Consider the following 13,528-nt stretch of genomic DNA (forward strand, 5'->3'; position numbering starts at 1 on the left):
GTCACACCCGACAGGATGGGCAACCCCTTCAATAAACTTGAGAAAAGCCCGATACAGTTTCTTTATTGTTATGATATAACTTCACACGTTAATCCTCAGTGAGACGGTCAGGGCGCTACCCATGGCGACGAATACGGTGCTAAAGGTCGATAAGCTGTGCCTGCATGTGGAGGGCCAGCCGGTCGTGAAGGATCTTTGCTTTCATGTGGCCGCCGGAGAGCGGGTCTGCCTGCTGGGGCCATCAGGCTCCGGCAAGTCGCTGACGGCAGGGGCCATTCTGGGCCTGTCGCCGCAGTCGGTACAGATCGATGGCAGCGTCTGCATCAATGGGGTGGAGGTGGCCGACATTCGGGCCACACGGCGCTCGGCGCAGTCACGTTCGGGGATGGTCTTTCAGGACACGCACTCGGCGCTCAATCCACTGGTCAGCGTCGGGGCGCAGCTGCGTGAGCCGTTCATGCGCTTTCATGGGCTTTCCCGCAACGCTGCCATGGAGGCGGCGGTGGCCATGCTCGCCGCCATGAACATTGAGCGACCCCATGAGATATTGCAGCGCTCGCCGGCCGAGCTCTCCGGTGGACAGCGCCAGCGTATCTGCATGGCGCTGGCACTGGCCTGCAAACCGGCGCTGATCGTGGCCGATGAGCCCACCACGGCGCTGGATGTGCTCACCCAGCAAGAAGTGTTGAAGCTTCTGCGCGAATGCACCGGCACTGCGGATACCCCGGCGCTGTTGTTCATTTCCCACGACATCGGCGCCGCCTGCCGACTGTGTGAGCGCGCGGTCATTATCGATGAGGGCCGGCTGGTCGAGAGCAACACACTGACCCACATCATCGCCAGCCCCCAGCACCGCTTTACCCGTCAGCTGGTGCATGCGCTGCGGGAAAGTGCTCCCGGCATGCCTCCTTATGCGCCCGGTTTCGATGCACGCGAGGGGCTTTTGTGCACGGCGTAGCGTCCAGCGATGCCCCATCGCCACTGCTGTGCGCCAAAGGGCTTTATAAACATCTTTATCAGCCGAGCCTGGCGTTCTGGCGCGTTCGAAAGCCACGCACGATCCTGCGCGATATCAGTCTTTCGATTCACCCCGGCGAGCGTATTGGTCTTGCCGGCGTATCCGGTGCGGGCAAAACGACGCTTTTGAACCTGCTGCTGGCGCTCAAGGGCGCCGATGCCGGCACCATCACCTGTCAGGGTCGAGCGGTGCGCCCTGCCTCCGTGCGCGCGCTGCGCTGGTATCGCCGGCAGGTGCAGTACATTCCCCAGGCCCCGGCCTCTTCTCTGGACCCGCGCATGAGCGTGCGCGACCTGATCCGTGAGCCGCTGGTCCGCCTGAACGTTGAAGGCCACCACGACCAGCGCATCGATGAGGCGCTGGACCGGGTGGGGCTGGATCAGACGTTGCTGCACGCCCGCCCCGGGGCGCTCTCCGGCGGGCAGGCACAGCGCGTGGCCATTGCCCGCGCCGTGGCCCTGCGCCCGCGGCTGCTGCTCGCCGATGAGCCGCTCAGCGGGCTGGACCTTCCGGTGCGCGCTCGGGTCATGCAGCTTTTCGATGACATGAGCCGGCTCGATGGCACCGCCCTTTTAATCATCTCGCATGATCTCTCGGTCATGCCGCGGCTGTGTGAGCGCACGCTCATCCTGCATGACGGCGCCATCATCGAGGATCGGCCGACCCAGGCCCTGTTCGAGACGCCCTGTCATGACCATACCCGGGCGCTGGTGCGCGCCGCACGGCTGGATCACGCCCTGATCACGCCAGTGTCCACCCCTTCCCTTCACCCTGTTTCTTGAGACCTGATTAGCCAGGAGATTTGCCTTGATCCTTCGTCGCGCGGTTTATCTGTCCCTTGGGGCCCTGTCGCTGGCCCTGCTCACCGGTTGTCAAAAGGAGGACGCCACCGAGGAAGCCAGCGGTGCAAGGGCGGCGGATGATCGCGTGCGGGTGGCGATGCTGCAGCCGCCGCGCTCCGGCTTGAATCCGCTGACCGATGACGCCTTCAAACTGTCGCGCTGGCGTACCGCCGAAACCCTGATTCGTCTCAATGATGACGGCGATCCGCAACCGTTTCTGGCCACCGAGTGGGAACAGCTTGACGAGCGCAGCTGGCGTTTCGAAATTCGCGATAACGTCACCTTCCACGACGGCACACCCCTGACCGCCTCGCAGGTGGTGCGCGCGCTGACGGCCGCCACCAGGGCGGTGCCGCGTCCGCGCATTCTCGATGGCGTCAACATGACCATCGAGGCCGACGGTGACAACGCCGTGCGGGTCACGACCGAAACGCCTGATCCGCTGGTGCCCAATCGGCTCTCCAGTCCGCAGCTGGCGATCATGGCGGCGAAGGCCTACGGCGAGGACGGCCGGGTCAATCCGATCGAGGCCGGCACCGGGCCGTTCGTGTTGAAGGAGATCAACGGCACCCAGAGCGCGACGCTTGATCGCTATGACGACTACTGGGGCGAGCGCGCAGCACTGGCCGGCATTGATGCCGACTACGTGCCCGATGGCACGGCGCGTGCTGCGGCACTGCGTACCGGGACCGCCGATGTGGTCGAGGCCGTACCGGTCTCCCAGGTGGCGCTGATCGATCCGGAGCGGGTGCATGAGGTGCCGATGCCGCGTACCAATACGCTCTATCTCAATACCGAACACGGCGTATTCAGCGATCCGGCCATGCGCGCCGCCGCCCGTGAGGCGCTCGATCGGGCCGCCCTCGTCAGAACGGTCTATGAAGGCCGTGCCGATGAGGCGAAGGGGCTGCTGGGGCCGGCACTGGCCTGGGCCGATGGGCTGCGCTCATCGATCGAAGGGCGCAGTGAGGCCGCTGCCCCCAACGGTGCTCGCATCACGCTTGGGACCTTCACCGACCGGGCCGAGCTGCCGGAAGTGGCGGTGCTGCTGGAGCAGCAGCTTGAGGCCGCCGGCTTTGATGTCCAGCAGGAGGTGCGCCAGTACGCTCATATCGAGTCCGACATGCTCGCCGGTCAGTTCGATGCCTTTATCCTGTCGCGGGCGACCATGCTCGACTCCGGTGATCCGGTCGCCTACATGTACAGCGACTTTGCCTGCGAGGGCTCCTTCAATATCGCTCAGCTCTGCGACCCGAAGGTTGATGCGGCGATTTCTCGCGCCGGTGACCTGCCCACCGGCCCCGAGCGTCGTCAGGCCATCATCGATGCCGAGGCTGCGATTCTGAGTACCGATGCCGCCGTGCCGATGCTGCATGAGCGGGTCATTCAGGGCGAATCGCTTCGTGTTCAGGACGCCGTGCGTGATCCGCGCGAACGTGAGCTGATCACCGAGCACACGCGCCTTGATGGCGCCTCTCGTTAAGGTTTCGAGCATGAGCACTTCCAGCGTCGGCGTGACGCCCTCCTTCGCCCTGATGCCCATGCTGCGCGCGCTGGTGCCCACCCTTTCAAGGCTGATAACGCTGGCCGGGGTGGTCGTGCTGGTGGGGCTTCTGCCCTGGCTTTCCGGGCGTGATCCGGCGCTGAGCATCCTGCGCGCCCGCGCCGGGGATCAAAATCCAACGCCCGAGGCGCTGGACTCGATTCGTGCCCAGCTCGGGCTCGATATGGGCCCGTGGGAGAAACTCGGCCACTGGCTATCCAATCTTTTACACGGCGATGCCGGCGTGTCATGGATTTCGGGCGGGCCGGTACTGCCGGGTATGCTCGAGGCCACCGGGGTCTCGCTGACGTTGATGCTGGCCGCTCTGCTGGTGGCACTGGTGACCACCGCGGCGCTGTGCGTGACGGCCGTGCGTCGTGGTCTGAGCGGCGAGCCTGCGCCCACGTCCGGTGCGCTGGGAGCAACCCTCACGGCGCTGCCGGAATTCCTGCTCGCCGCGATCCTGCTGGTGATCTTCGCGGCCGGACTCAACTGGCTGCCGCCCTACGGCTGGGGCGAGATACGCCATCTGGTGCTGCCGGCACTGGCGCTCGGTCTGCCGGCCGGCGGGCTTCTGGGGCGGTTGTTCAGCGACGGGCTGACCGCCGGTTTTTCCGAGCGCTGGGTGGCGACCTGGCACGTGGCGGGCTTTGGCCGGCGGCGCATCGCACTCGCGGTACTCAAGCGCATCCTGCCCAGCCTGCTGCCGCAGGTGGGGCTGGTGATCGTCGGGCTGACCGGCGGGGCGATTGCCGTCGAGCAGGTGTTCTCGATTCCGGGGCTCGGGCGGGCGACGCTGGGGGCGGCCTCGGCGCAGGATCTGCCGGCGCTTCAGACCGGTATCCTGCTATTGCTGATCATGGCCGTAGTGCTGGGCGGGGCAGCCGAGCTTGGACGAACGCTGCTGCTGGGACGTACCCTGCGTGCCGGGGCCGTGCCGGTCTCGCGTCATGAGTCTTGTCGCGGGCGCTGGCCGTGGCTGGTGCCCTCGGTGGTGGTCCTGTTGCTGGTGCTTGTTATCGCTGCCGGCATCACGCGCGACCCGCTGGCGTCCCAGTATCTGCGCCTGCAGACGCCGAGCCTTGACCTGCCGCTGGGGGCCGATGGCACCGGGCGCGACATTCTCGCCCGCGTCAGCCATGGGGCGCTGTCCACCATGGGTATGGCGCTGCTGGTGGTGTCGATCACTTTCGTGCTGGGTGTGGTGATCGGTCTGATGCCGCGGCTGGCGGCCGGGCCGATCGAGGTCACCAACGCTACCCCGCCGGTCATTGCCGGACTGGTGGTGGCGGGGCTCATGGGGCCAAGCGCCAGTGGCGCCATCATTGCGGTCACGCTGGTGAGCTGGGCACCGCTGGCAGCCCACACGGCGGCGCTGGTGACCGAGGTGCAGGGTCAGGCGCATGTGCGCATTACCCCGATGCTGGGGGTGGGGCGAGTGCGCCTTTTGAGCCGCTATCTTCTGCCTGCAGTGATCGGCCCGGTCTTTCGTCACGCCATGCTGCGCCTGCCCGGTATCGCGCTGGCGCTTGCCGCGCTGGGCTTTCTGGGGCTCGGGCCGCGGCCGCCTGCGCCCGAGTGGGGGCTGCTGCTGGCTGAGGGCATTCCCTATCTGGAACGCGCCCCCTGGGCGGTGCTGGTGCCTTCGCTGGCGCTGGTGTTGATGTCGGTGCTGGCTGTGTCGCTGTCGAGTCTCTGGCGGCGTTAATAAATTTTTTCATTTTACAGACAGGGTGCCGATTAACGATTGCCGACTGTATTAACTACAGTTGCGCCGCTACATTTTTTGTCAATTAAATATTCTTCCAATGCTGATGCGAAATATCGAGGTAAAGGGCCGTTTACCGGAATGGCCAAAATGGCTTCAAGTAAAAATTTATGATTACCCAGTTTATAAATACCTTCTTTCCTGTAAGGAATTAGATGGTTCCATATACGGTAACCAATATTTTGGCTAGAAGCCTTGCCTATATAAATTCCTGGTTGGCCTGGAGGTTCCGGGCTTCTACCACACAATACATATACTCCTGGAGAGTCCTTGCTGGGCCAATGCTGATCGGCCCATTTGCAATTCCATATGATCGAGAAGTTGGCCGGGTTTTCGATATCTATCGGGCTTAATTCAAAGGGTTCCTTTAGATGCTGGTTAAAGTTGGCAAGGTGCAGGTTAATTTCTTTAATTATATTTTCGTAGCGATTTTTAATCTCGTCATTCATGGCTTTTCTGCAAAGTACCTGGGTGCTGGATGTAAACTTTTTTAGTTTGATTTTCTTTAAAGAAACGTTTGATAATCTGGCGAGTTATGTTGTTTTACCATGATAATAAAACTGTCCGTACTCGCAATTCGTTCAGAAGATATTATATAAATTTTAACGCTATGGAATTCCAGGGCAGTGGTCCGGGCGGCCCGGGGTGGGAAAATGAGTGCGGGACTGGTCAGCTTTATCCTGTCCGGCTAGTCTGACGGGCCCTACCCTGTGACTGGAGCGCTATTCATGCTGAAACCGTTACTGCGCGGCTGCCTGCTGGCGCTGCCGCTGTTCTCCTCCCTGGCGCTGGCCGATGCCGAGCATCCGCACGTCGAAATCCGCACCAGCCAGGGCAATATCGAGCTGGAGCTCGATGCCACGGCAGCACCCAACACGGTGGAGAACTTCCTGCGCTACGCCAATGAGGACTTCTATCAGGGCACCGTGTTTCACCGCGTCATTGATGGCTTCATGATTCAGGGCGGTGGCATGACCGCCGACATGGCGTCCAAAGAGACCCATGATCCCATCGCGCTGGAAGAAAGCGGGCTCAAGAACACCCGCGGCACCATTGCCATGGCGCGCACCAGCCAGCCGGATTCGGCCACCAGCCAGTTCTTCATCAACCTGGTTGACAATCAGGCGCTCGATTACCGCAATCTCTATGAACCCGGCTACACCGTGTTTGGTCATGTGGTGTCGGGCATGGATGTGGTCGATGCCATTGCCGGGGCACCGACCGGCCGTCGCGGGCCCTACGCCGATGTGCCCAGCAACCCGATCACCATTTTGTCGGTCGAACGACTGGATTGATGCACCCCTGACATGACGGCCCGGAATGCCTGCCCAGGGCTTCCGGGCCGTTTTTTGTGGCTCATCACAAGGGCGTGTACGCGGTGTGTCTCGAAGCTGCGATGATGGTCACTCGAATCATCACGAGGGCGGTACATGAGACTTCAGGGACAGCGGGCCGTGGTGACCGGGGCTGCCAGCGGCATCGGGCTTGCCACGGTCGAGCGTTTTCTCATTGAAGGGGCAAGCGTGGCACTGCTGGATCAGGACGCGCCTGCCCTGATCCGAGAGGGCACCCGGCTGGGGCGGACGTATCCCGGCAGGGTTCATGTCGAGACGGTGGACGTGGCCGATCATGATGCCGTCAGAGGCGTCATGGCCTCTTCGCTCGACGCTCTGGGCGGGATCGATATCCTGGTCAACGCCGCCGGCGTCAACGTTTTCGCCGACCCGCTGGCGGTGGATGCCGAGCTCTGGCAGCGCTGTCTTTCGATCAATCTGGAAGGCGCCTGGCACTGCATTCAGGCGCTGTTGCCGTCGATGCTTTCGCAGTCGCGCGGCCATGTGGTCAACATCGCCTCGGTCCATGGGCATCGGATCATTCCCGGGGCCTTTCCCTATCCGGTGGCCAAGCACGGCCTGATCGGGCTGACCCGTTCGCTGGGCATTGAATACGCGGCCCGGGGCATTCGGGTCAATTCGATTTCGCCTGGGCTGATTGCAACGCCCTCCGCGCAGGCCTGGCTTGACGGATTGAGCGAGGCAGAGCGGTTGCAACAGATCGAGCTTTTGCCCTGCAAGCGCTTTGGCGACGCCAAAGAGGTGGCCGCCACGGCGCTGTTTCTGGCCGGTGACGAGGCGCGTTTTATCAATGCCACCGACATTCTCATCGACGGCGGGCGCAGCCAGGTCTATCACCTCTAAATCTCACCCCGCCGTCGATCGGTCTTCCCTTTGGGCCGTCAGTGCAGCTGACCGGAGGGGCCGAAATACTCGAAATGACGATATGGCGTGTCGATGCCCAGTGCCGCCAGAGCGCTGTCCACATCACGCATGAAACCGGTCGGGCCGGTAAAATAGCAGCTCGGTGTCACGTCGCGCGGCATATAGTCGGCCAGCAGGGCGCGGTTAATGATGCCGCGATGGCGCCGTTCATCGGTCGTTGTCGGATCGCTGTAGACGTAGCGGTAGATGAGCTGGCTACCGTACTGCTCGGCCATCGCCTTGAGAGACTCATGAAAGGCATGCACCCGGGCGTTGCGCGTGCCATGCAGATAGATGACCTGACGCCCGGCATCGAGTGCCTGGGCCATCAGCGAGAGCATCGGGGTCTGACCGACACCGGCGCTGATCAGCATGACCGGTGCTTCGCGATCATCGAGCACCATGTCACCCACCGGCGCCAGCAGGCGGACATGATCGCCGACCTTCATATGATCATGCAGGTGGCGGCTCGCGCGGCCCTGGCCTTCACGCTTGACCGAAATTCGGTAGACATCGTCGCCCGGCCGCGAGGTCAGGCTGTACTGGCGCAGGGCCTGTTCGCCGTCGATGTCGAGTGCCACGCCCAGATACTGCCCCGGCTGGAAGGTGCGCACCGGGTGCTCATCCAGCGGCTTGAAGTAAAACGACACAATCTCCTCGCTTTCCGCCACGCGATCGGCGAGATAGAAGTCCCGCTCGCCGCGCCAGCCACCCGGCGCCTCTTCAAGCACACGGTAGGTGGCCTCCTCGGCGTCGATCAGCCGCTCGGCGAATTCCCAGTAGAGCCCGCTCCAGGCGTCAAGGATCTCGGCGGTGACGGCATCGCCCAGCACCTTGCCGATCGCTGCCATCAGGCATTCGGCGACAATGGTGTATTGATCGGGCTGCAGATTGATCGCCACATGCTTGTTGACGATCGGGCGCATGAGTCGCTCCAGCGCTTCCGGGTCGTTGCGGTTGAGTGCGTAGGCGACCACCGAGCGGGCCAGCGCGCGGGGCTGCTCGCCGGTCTGCTGATGACGCATGTTGAACATCGAGCGCACGTGCGGGTAGCGCTCGAACATCAGCGGATAAAAGGTGCTGGCGATGGTTTCGGCGTTTTCGGCCACGACCGGGGCCGTGGCGTTGATGAGATCAAGCTGCTTCTGGTTAAGCATGGCGTGCTCCTGGCGAAGGGTTGACCCTTCTGACAGCGCAAGCGCCGTGCCAAGGGAGACCGAATGCGACCGGTTGCCACACGCTACCGGCCTTAAAGCCCGTGTCAGGCGGCTTTCTTCCAGGTGAGGCAGCAATGCCCGGTGGCATCATGCGTCGCGTCATGGTCATAATGACGATGATGCATGGTGTCAAAATGACCATACGACAGGCCGGAGTGTCGATATGACCATCTTTTCAAGAGCGCTGCGGGATCTGCTGGCCGCCCTGAGTGACGGCAAGGGTTTTGATGCGCTGCATCCGCAGTGGTCGCGGCTGCTGGCGGCGCTGGTCGGCCACTATCCGGCCGATGCCAGCACGCTGATGGTCAGCGTCGAAGGCGGGCTTCAGCCGGTGGCGGTGCTGGGTATGGGCCACGAAGTCTGTGGTCGGCGCTTTCAGCTCAATGCTCACCCAAGGCTGGCCGCTATTGCTGCCCATCCAGGCGTCTGTCGTTTCCCGTGTGATTGTACTCTGCCGGACCCCTTCGATGGCCTGCTTGATGCCGACCTGACCCATGTTCATGACTGCATGGGCGTGGCGCTGCGCGACGGTGACCGGCTGCTGGGCATGCTGACGCTGGATGCCCTGATCCCTCAGCAGATGCTCGGCATCGATGACGAGGAGTTGATGGCCGCCGCCGAGCTTTTGGCCACCTGTCTGCGTCTGACCGGCCAGCTCGAGGACACCCGCTCCAGGCTCAACCAGGTGCTGTCATCAGATCAGAGTGCGTCACTGCACACCCCTGGCTGGCGCAGCCCGGCCATGACCCGGCTTCATGAAAGCATGGCACTGGTGGCTCCCACCGATCTGAGCGTACTGCTGCACGGCGAAACCGGCGTGGGCAAGGAGCATCTGACTCGCCACCTGCATGAGCGTTCACGCCGTGCCAGCGGCCCACTGGTTCGGGTCAACTGCGCCACGCTGCCCGAATCACTGATTGAAAGCGCGCTGTTTGGCCATCGACGCGGCGCCTTCTCGGGCGCCAATCGTGACCATCGCGGCCACTTTGCCATGGCCGATGGTGGCACCCTGATGCTCGATGAAATCGGTGAACTGCCGCTGTCACAGCAGCCGCGATTGCTGCGCGTGCTGCAGGAGGGCGAGATTCAGCCGCTGGGCAGCGATCAGCCAATAAAGGTGGATGTGCGACTGGTGGCCGTCACCAACCGTGATCTGGCCGAGGAAGTTGCCGCAGGGCGCTTTCGTGAGGATCTTTATCACCGATTGAGCGTCTTTCCGCTGCGCATTCCGTCGCTGCGTGAACGTCGCGAAGACATCCTGCTGCTGGCCGGGCATTTTCTGGAGGACAATCGGGTGCGTCTCGGGCTTGCCAATCTGCGGCTGGACATCGGCGCCGAGCAGGCACTGCTGGCCTGGCACTGGCCCGGCAACGTGCGCGAGCTTGAACACACCCTGAGCCGAGCGGCCCTGCGTGCCATGGGCGAGGCACGTTCGGAATCGCGCCGGTCGGCCGTGGTCTGCATCGGCGTCAGACATCTGGACCTGCCCCTCGAGGCGGCGACAGGAAGCGCCAGGCCGCTGGTCGCCAGTTTATCCACATCCTCACACTTTCAACCGGCTGTGGATAACGCGCTCTCCCTGCGAGAAGCCACTGATACCTTCCAACGCCATCACATCGAACAGGTACTGATGGCACACGATTACAACTGGGCTGCCAGCGCCCGGGCGCTCGATCTGGACAGCGCCAACCTGCACCGGCTTGGCCGGCGACTGGGGCTTAAATAGGTCGTCGCCGGCGCCCGGAAAGAATCATGTTTCACGTGAAACATGGCCGCCTCTGGTTCCGATCGACGGGTTCATTGATGGAATCGGGCTGCCTGAAGGAAGGTCTCCGTCGCCGGTGTTGTTTTACGTGTGGCCAGCATCAGCGCAAAGGTACTCTCCAGACCCTGAATCGGAAAGTAGCGGATACGATCGCTTCTGAAACCCTGCATGCTCTCGGGCACAATGGAGACGCCCGCTCCCGCTGCGACCAGTGACAGCACGGCATGCATGCCATGGGCCTCCTGAACCACTGTCGGCACGAATCCGGCATGGGCACACAGCCGAAAGACCTGTAGATGAAAGCCGCGTCCTTCCAGCATCGGCCAGAGAATGAAGGGCTCGTCGGCCAGCACCTCAAGGGTCGGTTCGGTCCCCATGACCAGCGGATGATGAACCGGTAGCGCCATGCAAAGGCGGTCCTGATCAAAGTCGGCAAGTTCAAGGTCGCTGGCATCGGCCAGAGGCGGAATGAGGATGCCTATATCCAGCCTGTCTTCCCGAAGGGCTGCCAGTTGAGCGGTCGTAGTGGCTTCACGAAGCTCCAGTCGAATGTCTGGGAAGCCCCTGCGAAAGTTGCTCAGAATCTCCGGCAGCCGACCGTAAAGCGCACTGCCAACGTAGCCCAGCCTTACTGTACCGGTGCGCCCGTCAGCGATGTCACGGGTGACGGAAACGGCGTGCGTCGCCTGCTCAAGCTTGCGTTTGGCTTCTTCCAGAAAGACCTGCCCGGCGGTCGTCAGGCCCAGCACTCGCTGGCCGCGTTCGATCAGAACCACACCGAGCGTTTCTTCAAGTCTTCGAATGGCATGCGTCAGCGGCGGCTGTGACATGTTCAGGCGTTGCGCCGCACGATGGAAATGACGCTCCTCGGCCACGGCAATGTATTGCTCCAGCGCACGAAGGTTGAGACGAATGGGGCTATTGGTCACTGATCGCTCCCTGACTTAAACCGATGTCCGGCCATTTGATATCGCTTCTGTATCAAAACGCCACTCCAACAGTATTGGAGCTATCGAAATGCGCGCCCTATTGTCGTCTCATCTTGCATCTGAAAGGAGGCAGTGAGGATGACATTCGAGAGGCAGGTCATACTGTTGACCGGTGCTGGCCGAGGGCTGGGACTGGCTTATGCACGCTATCTGGCCGCTCTGGGGGCCACAATTGTCCTGCAGGATACGGGGGCTGACCGCTATGGTTTCGGAGAGGATGACGCCGTAGCGGAGATGGCCGCAGAGCGACTCCGTTTCATGGGCGGTCGGGTACATGCCATGGGCGGCTCACTGGACTCGCGCAAGCAGTGTCATCGTCTGGTTGAAACGGTGCTTGAAAGGCACGGACGGCTGGATGGCCTGATTCACAATGCCGGCTGGGTCGCGCATCAGGAAGTTGAAGAGATCGATGAGGTTGCCTTTGACAGCATGATGACCATCGCAGCCAGGGCTCCGCTATGGCTGGCCCAGGCCGCCTGGCCGGCCATGAAAGCGGCTGGTGGTGGTCGAATCGTCGTGACGACGTCCTGTCGTGCAATCTATCCGCAGTATGTTCAAAAGGGACTGGCGTCCTATGCCGCCGCCAAGATGGCGGCACTGGGCATCGTGAACGTACTCGCCCGGGAAGGTGCTTCCCATAAGATTGTGGTCAATGCGCTGTCGCCGGTAGCCAAAACCCGCATGTGGGGCGTGGACGGTGAGCCCGAAGAGCTGCGGCCGGATGAGGTGGCGCCCGGAGCGGCCTTTCTGGTGTCCGAGGCCTGTGTCGATGGTGGCTGGGTGCTGCGAGCGGCGAATGGGCAGTTTCATGCCACTCGGGCCACAGAAGCCGAGGGCGTGGATTATCCGCAGGATCTGCAGGGCGTTTGCGCCACTTCGGCAGCCGAGATCGCTGCCCGCTGGTCGCGGATTGCCCTGCCTGCCGTGGAGCCCCGCAGTCGCTGAACACAACAACGCCCGCCTGTGTGGCAGGCGGGCGCTGTTGATCAGGCCTTTTCCATTGCAGCCGTTTAGACCTCGACGTTGAGTGTCACGTCGATATTGCCGCGCGTGGCATTGGAATAGGGGCAGACCACGTGGGCCTTTTCGACCAGTTCATTGGCCCGGGCCTGATCCATCTCGGGGAGGCGAATGTTCAGGGCCACTTCGATGCCAAAGCCGGTTTCGATCGCCCCGATCCCGACTTCGGCACCCACCCAGGCACTGGCCGGCAACTTGACCTTTTCCTGAGCGGCGACGTGCTTGAGCGCGCCCATGAAACAGGCCGAATAGCCGGCGGCAAAAAGCTGTTCCGGATTGGTGCCGTCGCCGCCGTTACCGCCAAGCTCCTTTGGGGTGCTCAAAAGGACATCGAGTTTCTCGTCAGAGGAGACGGCGCGGCCTTCACGGCCACCAGTGGCCTGAGCGCTGGCGCGGTAGAGTACCTTTTCAATCGACATGGTCCTGTTTCCTGTGTCTGGCGCGCGCGATCCAATCGCGCGCTATTTAAATAAACAAAAAATGATCAAATGCTGTCCAGCTGCTTTTTCAAGGCGTTGAGCTGATCGCGCAGCGCCTTCATTTCTTCACTCGAGCATCCCGAGGCGCGTTCGACTTCTGCCGGCAGTGGGCGCGCCCTTTCACGCAGTGCGCTGCCCCTGTCGGTCAACGACACCTCGACCTGGCGTTCGTCTTCGCGACTGCGCTGACGTCTGACCAGGTCGGCGCCTTCCAGTCGCTTGAGCAATGGGGTCAGCGTGGCGGAGTCCAGTGCCAGCCGCTCGCCGATACCTGACACGGTCAGATGGTCTTCCTGCCACAGTACCTGCATGACCAGATACTGGGGATAGGTCAGATCCAGCTGCTTGAGCAGACGTCGATAGAGCTTGCTCATGGACAGCTGAGTGGCATAGAGCGCAAAACACAGCTGTGACTCCAGTGCCAGCATGTCGTTGTCCTGCCCGGTAGTGTCGTTGTTATCGGTCATGTACGTAACTTATATAGTGCGCTATTGAATGGCCAGCGATTTAAATCTATCAGTGTCATAGTGCCAGCCGCGAGTACCGTGATGATTCGAAGAGAGCATCGTCCAAGAAACCATCGTGAGGGTCGGCGGCTCTCATCAACAATAACCCGGATCATGTATCAG

Annotated in this window: 13 protein-coding genes; 8 read left to right on the forward strand and 5 right to left on the reverse strand. The window is 62.1% G+C overall.

Going from position 1 to position 13,528, the window contains the following annotated elements; translation table 11 throughout:
- Positions 1–121 precede the first annotated feature (121 nt).
- Genes B9G99_RS05945 through B9G99_RS05960 form a run of 4 tightly spaced genes read left to right on the forward strand, consistent with a single transcriptional unit; the run spans position 122 to position 5,111 of the window.
- Entirely contained in the window at positions 122–958 is an 837-nt protein-coding gene (locus tag B9G99_RS05945; RefSeq protein ID WP_086621188.1) for an ATP-binding cassette domain-containing protein, read from the forward strand.
- Positions 946–1,800, forward strand: coding sequence for an ABC transporter ATP-binding protein (locus B9G99_RS05950; protein WP_227875954.1), 855 nt, complete (start codon positions 946–948; stop codon positions 1,798–1,800). The genes B9G99_RS05945 and B9G99_RS05950 overlap by 13 nt, the downstream gene beginning before the upstream one ends.
- Positions 1,801–1,825: 25 nt before the next feature.
- On the forward strand, positions 1,826–3,343 hold the full coding sequence (locus tag B9G99_RS05955) for an ABC transporter substrate-binding protein (RefSeq protein ID WP_227875955.1): 1,518 nt from the start codon (positions 1,826–1,828) through the stop codon (positions 3,341–3,343).
- 10 nt (positions 3,344–3,353) lie between these two features.
- Positions 3,354–5,111, forward strand: coding sequence for an ABC transporter permease subunit (locus tag B9G99_RS05960; protein WP_227875956.1), 1,758 nt, complete (start codon positions 3,354–3,356; stop codon positions 5,109–5,111).
- A gap of 32 nt (positions 5,112–5,143) precedes the next feature.
- On the opposite strand, the gene B9G99_RS16720 is transcribed toward B9G99_RS05960, so the two are convergent.
- Positions 5,144–5,620, reverse strand: coding sequence for a hypothetical protein (locus B9G99_RS16720; RefSeq protein ID WP_148663915.1), 477 nt, complete (start codon positions 5,618–5,620; stop codon positions 5,144–5,146).
- Between the two features lie 279 nt (positions 5,621–5,899).
- On the opposite strand from B9G99_RS16720, the gene B9G99_RS05965 reads away from it, so the two are divergent.
- Both B9G99_RS05965 and B9G99_RS05970 read left to right on the forward strand, forming a co-directional pair.
- A complete protein-coding gene (locus B9G99_RS05965) occupies positions 5,900–6,466 on the forward strand; it encodes a peptidylprolyl isomerase (protein WP_086621190.1) in 567 nt (188 codons plus the stop codon).
- 135 nt (positions 6,467–6,601) lie between these two features.
- Positions 6,602–7,369 carry an SDR family oxidoreductase gene (locus tag B9G99_RS05970; RefSeq protein ID WP_086621192.1) on the forward strand — a complete coding sequence of 256 codons (768 nt, stop codon included), beginning with the start codon at positions 6,602–6,604 and terminating at the stop codon, positions 7,367–7,369.
- A 38-nt stretch (positions 7,370–7,407) separates the two neighbouring features.
- Here B9G99_RS05970 and hmpA read toward each other — a convergent pair whose 3' ends face one another.
- Positions 7,408–8,586 carry an NO-inducible flavohemoprotein gene (gene hmpA / locus B9G99_RS05975; RefSeq protein WP_086621194.1) on the reverse strand — a complete coding sequence of 393 codons (1,179 nt, stop codon included), beginning with the start codon at positions 8,584–8,586 and terminating at the stop codon, positions 7,408–7,410.
- A gap of 223 nt (positions 8,587–8,809) precedes the next feature.
- Here hmpA and norR point away from each other — a divergent pair, with 223 nt between their 5' ends.
- Complete coding sequence (gene norR, locus B9G99_RS05980; RefSeq protein ID WP_086621196.1) at positions 8,810–10,372, forward strand: nitric oxide reductase transcriptional regulator NorR; 1,563 nt, start codon at positions 8,810–8,812, stop codon at positions 10,370–10,372.
- Between the two features lie 71 nt (positions 10,373–10,443).
- On the opposite strand, the gene B9G99_RS05985 is transcribed toward norR, so the two are convergent.
- Positions 10,444–11,340, reverse strand: a complete 897-nt coding sequence (locus B9G99_RS05985) for a LysR family transcriptional regulator (protein ID WP_227875957.1) — start codon at positions 11,338–11,340, stop codon at positions 10,444–10,446.
- Positions 11,341–11,478: 138 nt separating this feature from the next.
- Here B9G99_RS05985 and B9G99_RS05990 point away from each other — a divergent pair, with 138 nt between their 5' ends.
- Complete coding sequence (locus tag B9G99_RS05990) at positions 11,479–12,345, forward strand: SDR family NAD(P)-dependent oxidoreductase (protein ID WP_086621198.1); 867 nt, start codon at positions 11,479–11,481, stop codon at positions 12,343–12,345.
- Between the two features lie 65 nt (positions 12,346–12,410).
- On the opposite strand, the gene B9G99_RS05995 is transcribed toward B9G99_RS05990, so the two are convergent.
- The gene (locus B9G99_RS05995) at positions 12,411–12,839 is read right to left on the reverse strand and encodes an organic hydroperoxide resistance protein (RefSeq protein WP_086621200.1); all 429 of its coding nucleotides are present in this window, start codon (positions 12,837–12,839) and stop codon (positions 12,411–12,413) included.
- Between the two features lie 65 nt (positions 12,840–12,904).
- Positions 12,905–13,366: a MarR family winged helix-turn-helix transcriptional regulator gene (locus B9G99_RS06000; protein ID WP_086621202.1), complete on the reverse strand. Its 462-nt coding sequence runs from the start codon at positions 13,364–13,366 to the stop codon at positions 12,905–12,907.
- Between the last annotated feature and the right edge of the window lie 162 nt (positions 13,367–13,528).

The sequence above is a fragment of the Kushneria konosiri genome (genome assembly GCF_002155145.1).
GTDB lineage: Bacteria > Pseudomonadota > Gammaproteobacteria > Pseudomonadales > Halomonadaceae > Kushneria > Kushneria konosiri.